This window comes from Anabaena sp. 54 (genome assembly GCF_017355725.1).
In the GTDB taxonomy this organism is placed as follows: domain Bacteria; phylum Cyanobacteriota; class Cyanobacteriia; order Cyanobacteriales; family Nostocaceae; genus Dolichospermum; species Dolichospermum heterosporum.
Genome location: NZ_JAAVWA010000009.1, coordinates 20047 through 38325, shown reverse-complemented (window position 1 = coordinate 38325; position 18279 = coordinate 20047). Strand labels below are relative to the sequence as shown.

Sequence of the window (18279 nt, the reverse complement as noted above, 5' to 3'; positions counted from 1 at the left end):
TAAGCCGTGTTGAGTATATCAAACTCTTTCTAGATATACATGGATATAGAAAGATGACTTTTTATTTTTTACCATCTGTCCAATGTTTCAACTACCATCCTAATTATGACCACTACTGTAAGCATATAAACCCTGCCGTTGCTGTATTTGCACAAACTCAAATTAAGCCTGCTATAACGCCTGGAGTTAAAGAGTTTACCGATACAGTAGAGCTTCCGCGAGTGATAGATTCAAATAAGCTATACTCGGATAAAATCTCTAACAAACCACTCAATAAAGAAGAAACAAATAGTAAAAATCAGGAAGTTACTCAAGAAGTTCCTAAAACCGCAGCAGTCTCGCCAGTTAATGAGTCTGCCCCTTCTCCCCCCAACCCATCCCCCCAACCCATCCCCCCCATTGATCCTAAAAATATTGCTGCTCAATGGGGTGTTTTGCCTGTTGGAATTGAAGTAGATGGACGTATGGTTGTTAAAAGTACATTGATAAGGGGAACTGAGGATGGTTCTCAGGCAATTCAATTTGATGATTGGCTTGTTCCCTATGATTCAATGATCAAGGCGTTAAATATTCGGGTGACTAATTTGCCTAATGGTCAGGTACAGTTACGATCACGCACAGTTATCTTCAATCTTGATCTTAGCCGCCTCAAACTCGACCCCGAAATTGGTGCTGTGTTGTCTATACGGGATGTTAAAGACTGGTTTGGTATTACTCCAGAATTTGACATTAATAATTATGGCATCCAAATTAAATATCCTGCCACAAACCAATCTGACCCCACCAAAGTCCCCGTTGAACCGCCCATTGACTTCACGAATATCCCCCATCTTTCCGCGCCTCGATTCACTGTCACCACCATAAATAAACAAGAAACAACCGAAAATTCCCCTTCTCGTGGTAGTCAGAACCGAACATTTACCAGTAGTGGTAGCTTGCTAGGAGGATCATGGCTTCTTACTCTCAATCAAACACGAACCCAAGACAAAAATAAAAATGAAACCATTTTGAGATTAGGTTCAGCCAGCTATACTCTCAACAAAAGCTCCACCGATTTATTTATAGGCTCACAACAGCCCTTTTGGCGTAGCACTAGCCCCAAACCTTTTTGGGGTGTAACTGCCGTCAAACGCTGGGGATTTACCATGCCCCTGGGGAACGGTGGAAACGCAAATACTCGTGTCCGGCCAACCAGTTTCGGTCAAACGGTGAGAGGTCAAGCCGCTCCAGGAACTTTAGTACAATTACTTTCTAGGTATAATCAGCAGCTTTTTGCCGAGGTTTTAGTGGATGAATCAGGAAAATACAGCTTTAACGATGTCACCCTTTCTGAGGTGCGATTACTGTTATATCCCCAAGGAAAACTGACATCTAAACCCGAAGAAAGGATTGTCAATCTCCCAATTATCCCTGGACAGTCGCCTTCCCAGACTTCTTCTCTAATGGTATCAGCCGGGACACGACGCAATAATTTTACTAATAACAAACAGTTTTTAGGAACTTTCAGTGATTTGTCTTTAGCTGCCAGCTATCGTTATGGGGTATCCCAAGAACTGACATTGGGAGCGATCGCTAGTTATGACAATGGTTTTTCCGCCTCAACAGAGTTGTTGTTTCAACCCGAAAATACTCCCCTACAAATTACAGCTTCGGCTTTAACTCCAACTCTGAACACAGATTGGGACTTTAATGCTAATATTCAGTATAATCCCACTCCTAAAATCAAAGCCAATTTAGCTACAGATTTACAACGCAGTAGTTTGAATATTAGTGGAACTATTTTACCCCGTCTATCGCTATTTAGTAATTTTAACTATGACTACACTGCTAGTTCGCCATTTAGGTACAACATTGGCGCGCGAACTAATATATTAGTCCGGAAAATTTCTGCTTCCCTAACTCTGCAATGGAATAGTGTAAGCAAACTAAAATGGGATTTAACTGGCAAAATAGGTAATTTTGAACTCCAACATTCTCGTAGTAATTTTCTTACCAAAACTAACCTCACTTACAATCTCTTAGGTAACTCTAGATTAAAAGCAGGCAATTCCTATAATTCTCTGGGTTTGAGTTATCAAACTCTTGCATCACCTGGTTCTAGCAACTCTAAAGGGGACTCTTTACTAACTCTCAATTGGCGTTTTCAGCCAAATAAATCTAAATTGCAGGTAGAATTAGGTTATATTATTGGCTCAAATGGGTCGGGATTTATGACTAATTTCTCCCACGAAATCTTTTCCGGTTTATTTTTGCAAGCTAATTATAGTAATGTTGGTTTGGGGTCTAATAGTGGTAGATTTGAACTTTCACTATCAACTAATTTTGACTTCAAACGTGGTGTTTACCTAAAAGATTCTTCTCCACCTATAGGCGACATTTTTAGTGGTATTCTACTTAAACCATTTTTAGATAAAAATAATAACGGTACTAGAGAGCCAACAGAGCCTTTAATTGTCAAAAAATTCGACTCACTCTTGATTCTCAATAACAAGCCTATTTCCCAATATCCATCAGAAGTTACTGATAATGAGATTGTTGTACCCATTGACCCAGGACTTTATCGCCTTGACTTAGATCCTTCTAGCTATCCTCTAGATTGGTATCCTACTAAAAATACTGCTGTAGGGATTGAAGTTACAGGGGGAGGTTTTACAGAAGTCCTGATTCCCTTTGCTAGATCCTATACGATATCAGGAACTGCAACTGATTCTCAAGGAAAAGTTATGTCTGGTGCCAAGGTTGAAGCTGTGTCTTCTACCTCTAGTCACAGAGTCTTTTCTATTACTAGTGCGGACGGTATCTATTATCTAGAGGGATTAATAGACCCTAATTATAATCTTTTCATTAATAATATCCCCGCAGCACCGAAAACAATAGATCTAAGCCAATCCTCCGAACCATATCAACAGCTAAATTTGAGACTTAAACCGTAATATAACTGAGTTAGACATAAAAGAAAAAGTATTGATCTAAAATAGATTATAGTGTATTTTATTAACAATACCTTGTCCATTTTTTGTAGGTCGGGTTAAACGACAGCGCAACCCGACGCATTTGTTGGGTTATGGCTGATGCCACACTTCGTGAACGTGCCTCAACCCAACCTTGTATCTTAGAGGTATGTTATACTCAAAACGGCTAGAAGCTGGACTTTTTTATCATACAAAGAACAAGGTTCAAAGCCTCTCCCCGTTGCGGGGAGAGGTTTACCAGAGGGGTTTCATATTTGGTTAAATTATGAACCGTTTGCAGTATAGAAGAAGTGGTAGACCGTCCCAACCTGGGTCAGAAAAGATGGTAGAGACGTTACATGGAACGTCTCTACTACAGGGGGTCAAGGTCAAGGATCTTTAATCTCTGGAGATGTCTATTGAACAGTTAAATCTGTTTGCTTGTTAATAGTATGTTTAGAGACAACTAATGTACTTTTACCGTGTTTAAAGTAACTCTGCCCGTACAGGGTGAAAAAACGCCAGAATGTCTAAAATCCCAAAAAAGTTTTCCACATACCGTGAGGTTTTATGAGTAACGTTAAACAGACCGTTTATCTGATTACAGATCGTCAACGGGACGGATTGATTGGCTATCTGCAAAATTGTCCTTACAAAGAAGTTGCAGGAGCAATTCAATTTCTAACTAGCGCCCCTAGTGCTGTTTTAAATGTAGATGTTCCAGAAGACCAGTCTGCTCCCAATAACGGAGAATCAGCGACTCCTGCTGCAAGTCTTGAGTTAACATCTGTCGCTTAGAGTAAGCCACAAAATATACTCAAAACGGCTTGATTGTTTGATTCTAAACGTAGGGGTAAAGCAAAAGCTTAATGGTGTCAACTTAAGCTAAAATCCCCACCACATCTCGTTCCTAGTCTCTGACTAGGAATGCAGTTAATGAGGCTCTGCCTCTAATATCATTGAAGGCAGAGCCTTCTAGAATTCATTCCCAGTCAGAGACTGGGAATGAGATGACTTGAGTTCTTTGCGGGATAGATGTTTTACGTTAAGTTGACACCAATGAAGCTCTTGCTTTACCGCTACACATCTGGGTTCTTTGTCATTTGGCAAAAGTTTAAATCTCACCCGTGTTTAGTATACTCAAAACGGCTAGAAGCTGGACTTTTTTATCGCCAAACCCGTAGGGGCGCAGGGCCTGCGCCCTCCATTCTATTTCATGAGAACGAGAATTGCTGTAAATATTATTCCTTTTCCCTCTCCTCTTAGGAGAGGGTTAGTGAGAGGGTTAGGGAGAGGTTTACCAGAGGGGTTTCATATTTGGTTAAACTACTAACCGTTTTCAGTATAGATGCGTTTCCCCTGTCACACTACCTCTCCAAAATTCGGCTGCTTTTCGGTTAACTTCATCCCATTCTTGACTTGATTTTAACCTTTTTACGCTCTCTTCTGTAATCAGTGGATGCAGCCAATACTTCCCCTTGGCAAATTCAAACAAACGCAAATTTTTTAAACTTCTAATTATATACATACGCTCTTGCTGGTCAGGAATATCCCACAACAAAGCCAGTAAGGCATCTTCGGTAACTTGCGGTATATCTTGATAGCGATAACACCCTAACCGACACAGTAACTTATAAGCATTTGGATTTAAACTTTGCAATCGGTTAAATTGATTGACAACTAAATTTTTTAATCCTCTTTCCACCAAAGTACAATTTTCTTGCCAATAAGCAGTTGCATCTCCTTCATAATCTGTTTTTATTGACCTAACTAGGACGTGCATAGCTTTTGCATTACTCCCATATTTTATGTGCATTTCTTCTAGTAAAGAAATATCAATCTCGACTTCGTGAAATGCAAAAAATTCTTGCCACGCTGATACACCTAATCTACTTAAATAATAATGATAGATTATATCAACACGGTCATCAAATAAACATTCTCTACTAGTAATTATCGTAAATGACTGCACAGTTGCATCAGCTAAAACCCTGAATAATTCTAAATAACGACTATAATTTTGAATGAACCTACCATGTTTATCTAGTGCGGGTTCTAAGTTATCAATTAATATCCCGACTTGGCGATTTTGCAAGTGTTTTTTTAATCTTGCGAGTGCAATACCAAATTCCCTTCCTGGTTCTTGTTCAAAGTATTGTTGCAGCCATTCTTCAACTACGCTTTCTACGCTAATGATGTTCCCAGTCTCCCTAGCCATTTCTAGGGATAAAACTAAATCAAACCCTTGATTATCTAAATATTGCCTGGCTAAAGTTGTTTTACCTAGTCCTCCTGGTCCCTGAATAACAATCACTTTTTGATGTTGATTGATTAGAGTATTAAGCCTTGCTATGTCATCATCTCTACCGAAAAAATTAGACTGTTTGTTGTCAACAGGAAAGAAGTCTTGATGGCAACTCTTCGCAGTATTTGTATCTTTTGAAACTAGAATGACATCTACGTTACGCTTATATGATATATTCAATGCCTTAAATACTATTTTAATTGCATACTCTTCAACACCCTGCTTTGTTAAAATTTTACGAATTGTATTTTCACTTATAATTTTATCAGTATTTTGCATCTTTTTCTTTACCCAAGTAACTCTATTACGAGGGTTTACGTGGTTTGCAGTAAGAGTATTAATTATTTTTTTCTCACCCAACTTGGTTAATAAGTATGTAGGGCGATTTCTTTGGTTTTTCACAACTGGGTGCATCTAAGGCTTGGGAGATATTTAGTATATCTAACTTTCTTACTTATTTCCTCTATCTTTCGGTATCCCCCACCCGCTCTCTGCGCCCATTCACGACTCAACTTAAAAATGATGAATTTAAGGAAGTTAAGGAAAATTGTACTAAGTTTATTTTTTTTCCTGAATAGCTACAACCAAATTATAAACCGATTTTCAGAATTGTAATTAATGAACTTTACTTAACTTTCTTAAATTCGTCCATACCATATAGAAAAAGGATTATAGTGATAACACTGGAGTTAATTATTTTGTTTATCAAAACTAACTTCGGCAGATACATCTACTTTAGGTATTAAAAAAATGAAACGTATTTCTTTAATTTCTGCTCTTGTATTATTAGGCGGTTCTTTTTTATTAGCACCCGTAGCTAAGGCTGACCAAGAACTGAATCTGGACTTTACAGGTGTTGCTCAGGCTAACTGTTTGTTCACCAATATCCAATCGGGTACAATTATAGCCAGAGGTCGTGACCTGGGAACTATTGGCGCTGTCAGTAACGCCGCACTGGACCCAGTTAGTGGTGTCTCCCCAGTCGCAGCAAAATTTACATCTACATGCAACTCAGGCACAGTATTTTTTGTAGACACTCCTGTTGCTGATGCAGCCAACAATGGAGGCAATGCTCTTACTCTAATTAGTACCAAGTCAGTTTTAACTACTGCCACTACCGCTGTCGCTGGGAACGTAGTAGCTTATACCGCATCCCCTGGTACAGGCCTTGCTGGTACCTCTGTCAGAAGCGATGGTTTCATTCTTGGTACTGACCTTACTGCTGTTACTGACCCAATAGAATGGACTGTTGATATGAACGCTCAAGTTAAGTCTACTATTCCCGTAGGTGTCTACAAATATACAGTTTTAGTAACTGCAGTTCCTCTATAGACAGCACTTAATCTGCGTTCCCATAGCCATGTAGATACCTGCCATGAAAGGTATCTGCATGGCTAGATTAAATTACAGCGATTTCCAATCATAAGTAATTGGACAAAAATATTTACAGTAGACATCTCCAGAAATTAAATGTGCGTATCCTAGAACTCTTGTAGAGACGTTCCATGGAACGTCTCTACATTCTTTTTTGGAGATATTTAGTCATTGCGAGCGAAGGGAAGCAATCACAACCCTTGGAATTGCTTGATTTCACTTCGTTCCGTATGGCTAACGCCACGCTGCGCTAACGCAATAACATTGTGTAATTAATTCTGTCTCACTACTTACAAGGTACATCCTAGCCCCATTCATCGCTTGCGGAGAGGGGGTTAGGGTTCTTGTTCTGGGTTTGATGACAATTTGCTATAACCTTAAAAACAAGCAATGCACCTGACTGACAAAATCAGTAGAGTTATTTTCAGTATACCTACAGCAATTCTCATTCTTATGAAATACAATGGAGGGCGCAATGGAGGGCGCAATGAAGGGCGCAATGAAGGGCGCAATGAAGGGCGCAATGGAGGGCGCAATGGAGGGCGCAGGCCCTGCGCCCCTACGAGTTTTGCGATAAAAAACTGTACCTCATAACATCAGAAAGTGCTTTATGTTTACTATTTACCCTTCTTCTCTGCAAAATATCCTTAATTTTGGTATCCGCGTCCTTACTTGGGGAAGTTTTATCGGACTCCCTCTGGTGCTATCTGGCCAAATGGCTCAAGCACAATCCTTAAATTTGATTCCAAGCATTGTCGAGTTAAATAGCGAAGGTGGTAAGTCCGAAGGGGCATTTACCATCGTCAATGCCAGCACTACTGACCCTGTTCGCGCTCGACTCTATACCGAACCTTTTTCCTATACGGATGGAGGATTCGCTTCAGAACCTAATAGTAAAGCCGACCTTTCCCCCTATATTGTATTTTCTCCCCGTGAGTTAACAGTCGGACCAGGACAATCTAGACAGGTGCGACTAGTGACTCGTATTCCCAGAAATATCACTAATAAAGAGTATCGGGCGGTAGTGTATGTTCAATCATTAGCTAAATCTCCTGATAACCCCAATGCACCTAAGGATGTAGTCACTGTAAAAATGGGTCTTGTAACCAGAATTGGGGCAACCGTTTATGCTCGTCAAGGTAAAACTGCCGCCAATCTCAACATTACAGGCGTTGAATATAATCCTAAAGAACGAAAAATATTAGTTGGTGTCCAAAATACTGGTAATGGTTCAACTCGTCCCTATATTGAATGGACACTTAAACAAGGGGATAAGGAAATTGTCAGTCAGGTAGGCCTACCTACATCAATAGTAGCTGAAAGTAGCCGTAAATTCCCGATTAGTTATCCGAAAAAGGATGAACAGCCTCTTCCCGCTGGGACTTATAATTTTTCTGGAAAACTTGTTTGGGTTAATAAAGGTTGGGCATTAAATTCTAGGACTAACCAAAATGTTCTCCCTTTCAATTTTTCCTTCACTGTACCTAGTAAATAATCACTGAGTAAGGATCAAAAAATCAAGGTATACTAAACACGGGTGAGATTTAAACTTTTGCCAAATGACAAAGAACCCAGATGTGTAGGGGTAAAGCAAGAGCTTCATTGGTGTCAACTTAAGCTCAAATCCCTAACACATCTCGTTCCTAGTCTCTGACTAGGAATGCAGTTGATAAGGCTCTGCCTCTAATATCATTGAAGGCAGAGCCTTCTAGAATTCATTCCCAGTCTCTGACTGGGAATGAGATGAAGGGAATTTAAACCCACGCACCATCTGGGTTTTGCCTGTGTAGACGCGGTTTCTAACCGCCCAGTTAACTATTTACAGAATCAAATGAATAATTCGTGTTGAAAATATATAATTCCTAATGACTTCGCTTGAATGAGCATAAATGATATCACGAACCTAAACTCCTATAATTCTGACCCGCTACAGCCACTAAATTCAGAATTAGAAGATCCCTTGTATCAAAAACCATATAAATCCAGGAAAGCATCATCATCATGAAACCTAACACCATATTTCAAGACCTCAGCATTATCATTGCCACCAGCAACCACAACCCACGTATTCTGACTCACGATTTCCTCAAATGCAGCGATATTATCCCTATGGATTGGGAACTAGCGCAACAGCCAATAGTAGGAGATCAAGGTTCTCAAGTTATTTTCACAAATGCCCTGAGTTTGGTTGCTCAACCGGAACGTCTGATGTTTGTAGAAGTATTTGGAGATAAAAATATTGCAGATTTACAAATTGCGGCGATCGCTCACAAATACCTCAAAGCATTACCAAATATAGAATGTCAAGCCATAGGAATTAATCTTCGCAGCTATGCCAGTCCCACAGAAACAGATGGAGAAGCAGAAGTGCAAAACTATATGCAAGGTTTACTAGCTCCAGGACCTTGGCAAACAGTGGGACAAGAACCTATTCAACCAACAATCAGATTAACATTTACCCTAAAACATACCCAATTTAACCTCAGCATCAACGAAGGTCAACTCCACCAACCAGAACAAGCATCAAGTCCCATTGTCTTATTTTCTGGCAACTTTAGCTACAACGTTACAGGTGAAACTAAGGAAGGCAGACTTGCATCACTTACACAAAGTTTAAACAACTGGAAAACAGATTTAGAAACCTATCAAGAAATCATCAACACCAAATTTATAGCTCCTAAATTTCCCATTCTACAAGACGCACCGGAAGCCTTAAACCAGGAATTAATCACAGCTAGATAAATACCCTCTCTTAGTTATCCGAGAGCTTAATATATCCCCTGAAAATGGGGGTATTTTGGAATTTTTATTGTAAGTCACTTTTCCAGTATCAAGTTTTAATATCATCTCACCAAGTTCGCTTATTTATTACTACTAACAAAAAGGAACAAAATCATGTCATTACCAGAAAATTACAATCCCTTGGATCTCAATCCCCAAAGTTATAACCCCTTGATTCCTAACGGCACCACAGACCATTTAGGATTAAATCATCCCAAGGAAATCCTCTTTATTGCTCCTAACATTGACAACTATCAGAGTTTGATAGATGGGATTAATCCCAATATCGAAGTAATTAAATTAGACTTAACCCAAGATGGAGTCTTTCAAATCAGCGAAGTCTTGCAAAGATATCAAGGAATAGAGTCTGTTTATATTGCCACTCACGGTAGTCAAGGTGACTTAGAACTGGGTTCTACCAACTTAAACTTCAACACATTAGACAGTTACGAAAGTAACTTAACTAGCTGGGGTCAACACCTCACCCAGAATGCAGATATTATCCTTTATGGGTGTGACTTTGCTGCTACTGAAGAAGGTGTCAGCCTAGTCCAAAGGTTGAGTGCAATTACTGGTGCTGATGTAGCTGCATCCGACGATTTAACAGGTGGTACAAATAAAGGTGGAGACTGGGATTTAGAGGTACAAACAGGACTAATTGAAGCAGGGCTGGCTTTCAAAGATAGCGCGATCGCTGGCTATGATTCCGTATTTGCTTCCCTTTCTGGCAATATCAGTGGAAAACAACAATATGGAAATGTAGTTGCACTAGGTCCTGTAGAAAATAGAGATAATGTCACCTTTGGTGGTAACGTTACTCTGACCGGAGATGTTACCTTGGACGTAGTTGGTAACTTCACCTTAGATGGAGGCTGGAAAATTTCTGGAGATGGGGTAGGCGATCGCGACAGCCTAACTATTAATGCCACAGACACAGTGACAATTAACGGTGATATCGGTGGTGGCGGCTTTAAGAATATTACCATTCAAGCCCCCAAAATTAAAATTTTAGATAATGTCGTCATTTCTACCCGCTTAGTCAATGGAACTACTAGCGCTAGTTGGTTAACAGATGCCTCCACAGGTGATTCAGGTAGCATTAACCTAAATGCCATAGTTGATTTAAGTGATCATCCTGATTTCTTCTTTGCTGCTGCTATCAAAGATGCACTGACACCAGATCCCCAAATTGAAGTCAAAACTGGATCAAAACTCCTAGCTCACGTTCTAGGCAGCGATACTACTAATAAAGCAGGTGACATAACCCTCAAGGGAGAAGCTTTAGTATTAAGAGCCGGTCTTTCGATCTGGGATTACTCCGATAAGAAAGTTGATATAAACCTACAAGGATCAACAATCAAGGGAGCTAAGGTTACAATAACTGCTAACGCTGAAGATAAAAACCCTTATTCAGAAGTCCCCGAAGGAGTGCAAAAAGCAATAATTGCACCTTTTGTGCAATCTACTTTGTATGAATTACAAAATTTATTAATTCCTGTATCCGTACAAGTGCGTGGTTCGGATACGCAAATCACCATTAATAACACCTTCATATCTGCCAGTGGCAAAGTTGATATTGCCTCTACATCGGTTGTAGATAGTAGTGTCCAAGCAATTAGTACAGTCAATAGCGTTAAAGCCATTACAGGTACGAGTAATCCCCTCTCTCACTTTGCAGTTGCCTATGGTAGAGCTACAGGTACAGCCGAAACCTTTATTCAAGGTAGCACCACCATTGAAGGTGGCTCTGATGTCAGTGTCGGATCAAAAGTAACAACAACCGCATTAGTAGGTGCTAGAGTATTTGCTAATACTTTAGGTTCGTTTGTCCCTGCCAATGCTAACGAATTTGGGGCTTCATTCGCCTTTGCCAATACCGCTACCACATCTAAGGCAATTATGGACAATGGCTCCAGTATTATTGCCAAAGGGAACGTCAGTTTGAAGGCAGAGGGATCAGTCAAAAGTGATGCCAAAGCTACCACAGCAATCTACATTAGTGGCAACGCGGGTATTGGGATTGCCGCTAATTGGGACGACACGAATATTGAGGCCCAAGCCAATGGTTCAATTACCTCCGGTTCTGCCTTTGTCGGTAAGATCATTGATCTATCAAATGTCAACAACAACACCATTACAATTCCCAATCATCAATTTAAAACAGGGGATGAGTTTATTTATAGTAATGGGGGCGGTACAAGTATTGGTGGTCTGAGTGATGGAGAAACCTATACAGTCGTTAAAATAGACGACAATACCATCAAGTTAGTAAAAGAAACAGCTATAGATTTAGATAACACCGGACTTAACCCTGGAGTTAAACAAAGCCTAACTCCCCAAGGTGGATTATTCTTCGATGCCGCTACAGCGCTGAATGTTAATACAGAAGAAATCACACTAACTAATCATGGCTTAATAACCGGTCAGGCAGTAACTTATTTCAGTGATGATAATGGTAATGATCTTGATGGATTAACCACTCAAGGTGAATACTATGTGATTGCAGTAGATCAAAACAAGATTAAATTGGCATCAACCATTGATAGAGCAGCCACAGGAATAGCAGATATTGATCTAATTGATAGTGACAAAACTGCTGGTTCATCGCAACTGCTGAATTACCTGAAACTAGACCAGGTAGTGAAAACCATAGATGCTTCTAGTAACAGTATAGTTAATTTAACCGATAGCAAAATTGCGATCGCTAATCATGGTTTAGTAACAGGGCAAGTAATTAACTATGATCCCGCATTAGGAACTGCCATTGGTGGACTTTCCAAAAGAGGTTATTTTGCCATTGTTCTGGATACAAACACAATTAAATTGGCATCCACCTACGACGATTCTGTTGATGGCACTGCTGTTACTCTGACTGGCTTAGGTTCGGCTTCCCAAACATTCACTTTTACCAAGACTCCCCATCAATTCGACCCTACCAATAGCACTGTTGTAAGTAAAGACAACGACACCATCAAAATCACCAATCATGGTTTTACTACTGGTGATGCGGTTTACTATGAAGTCGATCCCCAGTTCTCAACCACCCAAACAATGAGGATGAACTTGTCATTTGATCCAGCAACTGACGTGGATCTGACAAGCAACACCATTACATTCAGTAGTCTGCACCACCTAACAACAGGCGATGCCGTTACCTATCAAACAGGCTACTTGGGTGAAACTTCCACAGCGATCGGCAACCTGGCTAAAGACACAGTTTATTATGCAATAGTCATTGACGATACTCACATAAAACTTGCTACTTCCAAGTCCAGCGCAGAAAGCTACACTGCCACCAACGACACCTCCATAGATATACAAGCCGGAGGAACTGGCTCGCTTCATAATTTTAAAACCACCAGAAATGTCACAGTCAAGGATACACCGCTACGTGGTTTAGAGAATCAAACCTATTATCATGTTGTTGTTATTGATCAGGATACAATTCAATTAGCTGAATCCTTGCCAGAAGCCATTAATGCTGCGGGAATTGATCTAGATGCCACCGTTGCCAGTGCGGGTACAGAACATACCCTGAAAAATCCCCGACAAGGCAGCAGTGGTATTTCTGTAACAGCCTCTTTAAAAGCAACTGATAAATCATCCTCTAAAGGAGCTACTGGTTCTAACCCCACAATTAATGACCTGCTTGCCAATCCTGTCTCCCTACTCCCAGCAGCCACAGCAATTTTTAAGCCTGCCGAGACAAAGGATCTGTTAAAAAAACCTCCAGGGGCGAAAAAAATGGAAGGTGAGGAAAGTTCCTCTGTTGGATTTGGTTTTGCCTTAAACTTGTTTGAACATGATGTATTTGCCACAGTCGGTCCATCAGCAGTTTTAAAATCCACTGGAAATGTTACTGTTAAGTCCTCCATAGAACAAAAACTGCAAACCTTCGTGGACGCTGCTACTGGTAAAGACGGAGATGGGATTGCTGTAGCATTTTCCTTTGGGCTGGGACTCTATACCAATACTGTTAAGTCCAGAATTTATGATGGAGCGATCGTTGATGCCAGCAATCAACTTTCAGTTACATCTGACCTCATTTATCCCTTTTTGTTGGATTTCAAGAAAGACTATTCCTTTAAGGATGACCCAAAGACTCCAGCAATAAATGAAGCAGAACAAGGCATAGGAAATGTGATTTTACTAACCAAGGATATTCTCTTTGATGGTAAACTGGGTTTCCCTAGTCGGATTTTTAATACCTTCGTCACTACAAAAAATAAAGGTAAGAAAGATCCGAAAACAGGAGGAGAAATATCAGGAGGCACAATAGGTTTTGCCTTATCTGGATCATACCTGGATTACAACAACACATCTGAAGCGATTATTGGTTATAGAGATCCCAACGATTCAACTATTACTGGAACTCAAATTAATCAGGACAATAACTATAGCTCTGACCGGAACTTTGATGCCGCTAGTTCTAGCGTAGTTAGTCTCAACGATGGCACGATTAAAATTGCTAACCACGGTTTAACAAAAGGGCAATTAATTAACTATTCCTTTGTTGGCGGAAATGCTATTGGTGGACTTAGTAATCGTGCCTATTTTGTGATTGTTGTTGATGCCAACACTATTAAATTGGCAGATACCTACGCTCAATCCATTAGTGATACGGCAATTCAATTTACAGCATTAGGTTCTGGAGTCCAAAAAGTTAGCTTAACTAATTCCTGGTCAAAGAAAACAGTAACAATAGTTGACACATCTAGTTTGAGTGGTGATGACAAAACCGAAGCTGATGATGAGAATAAACTAAAAATTAATACCAGCGATAACCTAATTAAAATTAGCGGTCATGGCTTAAAAACAGGAGACATGATCAACTATTCCGTTGGTACAGGTGGAACTGCGATCGGTGGACTCACGGCTAATAGGGGATATTTTGTCATTGCTGCTGATGCGAACTACATTCAATTGGCAAATAGCTATCAGGATGCCTTGGGTGGTAATGCTGTTGACTTAACTGGAGTTGGTATTGGCTCTCAAGTCTTTACAATCATTAATACACAATCTGTACTAGTAAAAGCTAATACAGAAATGACGATGGTTAATGTTGTTGGTATTATCCACCTTGCTGTAAATGTTGATTCCACTATTAAGGCTTATCAAAAAGGAGATCCCACTGAAGCATTTAATATCTTTGGTAATCGAGCAAAAAATGGTCTTGGTGCTTCGGTATTAGTTCAAACAGTAGATAACAATACGATCGCTAAAATCAATGATGGCGTTGTCATCACCACAAGCCCACTGGGTGATACTGGCATTGACCCCCTGAAGAAAACAGCATTAGCAGTCATCGCCAAAGAAAATGTATTCTTCTTTGACCTAGTGCAGGGGGGTGGTGATGCCGAAAGCTATGGATTTACTGGTAGTGGTATTGGCGTAGGGCAAACCAGTACAACCATCGCCCAAATTGAAAGCGGCGTAAAAGCTGATGGTGGAGGAGTTGCAGTCAAAGCAGAAAGTGATAACACTCATGTGACAGTAGTTGGTGCTGCTCAACAAACGGACAGTGTAGGTGTTGGTATTAGTGTAGGAGTTAATGATGTAACTCGATATACTAAAGCCATTGTTGGCAAAGAACAGCAAGATAATGACCAAACACCAGGTAACAAGGGAACTTATATTATTAGCACTGGTGACATTGATGTATCAGCAAAAAATACGGGAGATTTTGTCGTAGTAGCTTTAGCTGCTGCCATCAATGCTGATCCACCTAAACCCAAACCAACCGAAGGAACCCAATATGATTGGACTGTGGCGGGTAATGTGGCAATCAATATCATAGATGATACTACTCTAGCGTATATTAATGATATTGGCACAGTTAGAGCCTATAACGGCAATATCAAACTTAATGCCAACGATGATAGTTTTGTTGGGACATTTTCTGGTGGAGCGGCAATTAATACCTCTAAACTGAAAACTCAAAAATCTACAAATATTGGGTTATTTGGCTCTTATAGTTTGAATGAGTTTGACAGTACCACCCAAGCATTCATCCTTGGGGCAACGGTAGCAGGTACAGACGTTACCCTAGAAGCTGATCAGGATAATACTGTTATTTCTCTCTCCATAGGCTTGGCGGGTTCAAGCACAACAGCCGCCACTGGTTCAGACACATCGGTAAATGTGCCGGGTTCCTTCTCCCAAAATATTATTAAGAACAAGAAGACAGAAGCGTTCTTAAAAGATGCGATCGTTGATGCCACAGGAGACTTAAAACTACTGGCTGATGATACTTCCCAGATTTATGCCATTGGAGGTGTGATTGGATATAGCCTTTCCTTGGCTGGAGCAGGGGAACAAACTACTGCCGTAACTGCTGGATTCTCAGTGGCTACAAACGATGTAACAAATACGATCCGAGCTTACAGTCTCAACTCGGTGATCAATAATTCTGTAGCTACCACATCAGGCAATATTGAACTAAAAGCAACAGCATCAAACACAAGAATAATTGCTATCAGTTTAGCTGGTGCTGGTTCTAATGCCAACAATCCTGCCAACAGTAGTTTTAGTGTTGCCGGTGCTGGAGCAGGTTCTAAGAATACCATCACTAGCACCATTGCAGCATTTATTAGTGAAGGTTTGGTTAAGACTAAAACCAGTGGTAAAACCTTAAACCTGACAGCCAAGGATAATTCAGAAATTTATGCTGAATCTGGTGGTGTGGGTGTGGCTTTGGCTCAAGGAGGAAAGGGATCAGGTTCTATTTCCGTAGGTGCATCAGCATCAGTTAATAAAATTACTGACTCCTCTATCAAAACTTATATAGATAATGCCACCATTATCTCGGCAGGTACTATCACCCTCACCGCAGATTCCACTGCAACTATCCAAGCGGCGAGTATAGGTGGTTCAGTTTCCAGCACTCAAACTACCAGTGGATTAAGTGGTGCTTTTGCTGGGGCTGGGGCCGGGTCTGGAAATACAATTAGTACCACCATTACAGCGATTATTGACAATTCTGCCGATGTCACCAGTGTAGGCACAGTGACCCTCTATGCAAAAGATGAGTCGAAAATCACTGCTGACGCTGGTGGTGTGGCTATTGGGATAGCTGCTGGAAAGGAATTTACTGGGGCAATCACAGTTGGAGCATCCCAGGCAACCAATACAATTGACAATAATGTTAAAGCCACAATTGACAAGGCAAAAGTTAATGCCACAGGCGGTAATATTAGCCTGAAAGCTGAATCAAAGTCCACTATTGTGGCACGAAGTATGGCGGGAACTGTATCGGGAAGCCAGAGCAGCGGTACAACGGGATTGAGCTTGTCTGGGGCTGGAACTGGTTCTGATAACGATATCACTAATGTAATTGAAGCAGCCATTCGGAATGGCGCTGATGTTGATGCCAGTGGAGAAATTAAACTGGAAGCTATTGATACTCCGACCATTACTGCTGATGCAGGGGGAGTGGCAATTGCTGTAGTCTTGAATTCTAAAACTGGTATAGCAGGTACTATTGGTGCCTCGATCGCTACCAATGATATAGATAATACCATAGCCGCTGTCATTGAAGGAGTGAATACAAAAGTTGACTCTTCTGCGGGCGGAGTCACCTTGTCTACTACTTCTACCGCTAAGATTGATACGTTGGCATTGTCAGGTAGCATTTCTGCGGCTAAAGGTGGTAGTGAAACCGGAGTTAGTCTAGCCGGATCTGGTGCTTCTACTAATAACGAAATCAACAATACCATTGAGGCCGCAATTAGAAATCAGGCTGTTGTTACAGGTAGCGGCAAAATTGCCCTGACAGCAACAGATAACTCTACGATTATTTCTGATGCAGGTGGAGGATCTCTGGCATTTTCCGGTGGGAGTGGTAATAATTCAGGAGCGATCGCCATTGGTGTCGCCCAAGCACTCAACACCATTGACAACAAAGTTTCTGCCTACATTGACAACGCCAAAGCCTCATCTAGTAGTAATAATATAGATATTACGGCTGATGCCAATGCTACTATTACTGCCAAGAGTGTAGCCATATCAATCGCGATCGCTGTGGGGAAAGAGCTTTCCGCCGGACTTAGTGGTGGAGGCGCAGACGCAATCAATATCATTCTCAGTGATACCAACGCCTACATTAAAAACAGTGACATTATCCAAGTTAAGGATCTCACCCTCCTAGCCGAGAATACATCCACAATTACTGCCGCTGTAGTTGCTATTGCTGCTGCAGGTTCAAGCGGTGGACCAGGAGGAGCAGCATCCATCGGGGGAGCAGTAGCTAAAAACTACATTGGTTACGACAAAGATGGGAATAAAGCCGCCACAGACATTAGAGCCTACATTGAAGGTTCAAGTATCAAAGCTAGTGGTAATCTCACCCAAACAGCCACCACAACCAATCAAACTATTACCGCCGATGTGGGAGCAGGTTCATTAGCCGTATCAGTCAAAGGTAGCGGTCCAGTTAATATTGCAGCCAGCGGTGCTGGTGTATTAGCAGACAATAAAATCGCCCAAATAGTCAGTGCATTTATCGAAGGTGATGGAACTGGAGCAGACGGAATTTCTGCCAATGCGATCGCCCTCACAGCCAAAGATACCTCCACCATCACAGCCAGAGCCGGAGCAGTATCAGTAGCAGCAACATTCCTGGGGACAAGCGAGGTGGCAATAGCTGCCTCCATCGGTGTCAGCTTGGCCCGGAACGATGTTGGCAACGAAGTCAAAGCATATATCCAAAATGCCGACACCAAAGTCGAAGCGAAAACAGGCAATCTGAAGTTAGAAGCCTTTGATAAAGCCACCATTAATACTGATGCCGTGGCTGTATCTATAGCTGTAGCCGTTTCCGAGAAATGGTCTGCCGCCTTGAGCGGAGTCGGTGCTGAATCCACCAACAAA

Annotated in this window: 7 protein-coding genes (1 of these 7 only partly in view); 6 read left to right on the top strand and 1 reads right to left on the bottom strand. The window is 41.1% G+C overall.

From position 1 onward, the window contains the following. The first annotated feature begins 53 nt into the window (after positions 1-53). Both HEQ36_RS11350 and HEQ36_RS11345 read left to right on the top strand, forming a co-directional pair. Entirely contained in the window at positions 54-2933 is a 2880-nt protein-coding gene (locus HEQ36_RS11350; protein ID WP_168636153.1) for a carboxypeptidase-like regulatory domain-containing protein, read from the top strand. A gap of 588 nt (positions 2934-3521) precedes the next feature. Then, complete coding sequence (locus HEQ36_RS11345; protein WP_053538830.1) at positions 3522-3749, top strand: hypothetical protein; 228 nt, start codon at positions 3522-3524, stop codon at positions 3747-3749. A 541-nt stretch (positions 3750-4290) separates the two neighbouring features. On the opposite strand, the gene HEQ36_RS11340 is transcribed toward HEQ36_RS11345, so the two are convergent. After that, on the bottom strand, positions 4291-5616 hold the full coding sequence (locus tag HEQ36_RS11340; RefSeq protein ID WP_205748523.1) for an ATP-binding protein: 1326 nt from the start codon (positions 5614-5616) through the stop codon (positions 4291-4293). Between the two features lie 390 nt (positions 5617-6006). Here HEQ36_RS11340 and HEQ36_RS11335 point away from each other — a divergent pair, with 390 nt between their 5' ends. The 4 genes from HEQ36_RS11335 to HEQ36_RS11320 form a co-directional block, all read left to right on the top strand. Further along, complete coding sequence (locus HEQ36_RS11335) at positions 6007-6588, top strand: hypothetical protein (protein ID WP_168636155.1); 582 nt, start codon at positions 6007-6009, stop codon at positions 6586-6588. A 652-nt stretch (positions 6589-7240) separates the two neighbouring features. After that, positions 7241-8125 carry a hypothetical protein gene (locus HEQ36_RS11330; RefSeq protein ID WP_168636156.1) on the top strand — a complete coding sequence of 295 codons (885 nt, stop codon included), beginning with the start codon at positions 7241-7243 and terminating at the stop codon, positions 8123-8125. 506 nt (positions 8126-8631) lie between these two features. Beyond that, positions 8632-9372 (top strand): hypothetical protein, encoded by a 741-nt coding sequence (locus tag HEQ36_RS11325; protein ID WP_053538826.1) that lies wholly within the window; start codon positions 8632-8634, stop codon positions 9370-9372. A 153-nt stretch (positions 9373-9525) separates the two neighbouring features. Beyond that, positions 9526-18279, top strand: part of the annotated coding region (locus HEQ36_RS11320) for a DUF4347 domain-containing protein (protein WP_290707734.1) (this coding region is incomplete at its 3' end). 20046 nt of the annotated region lie beyond the right edge of the window; 8754 of its 28800 annotated nt are in view.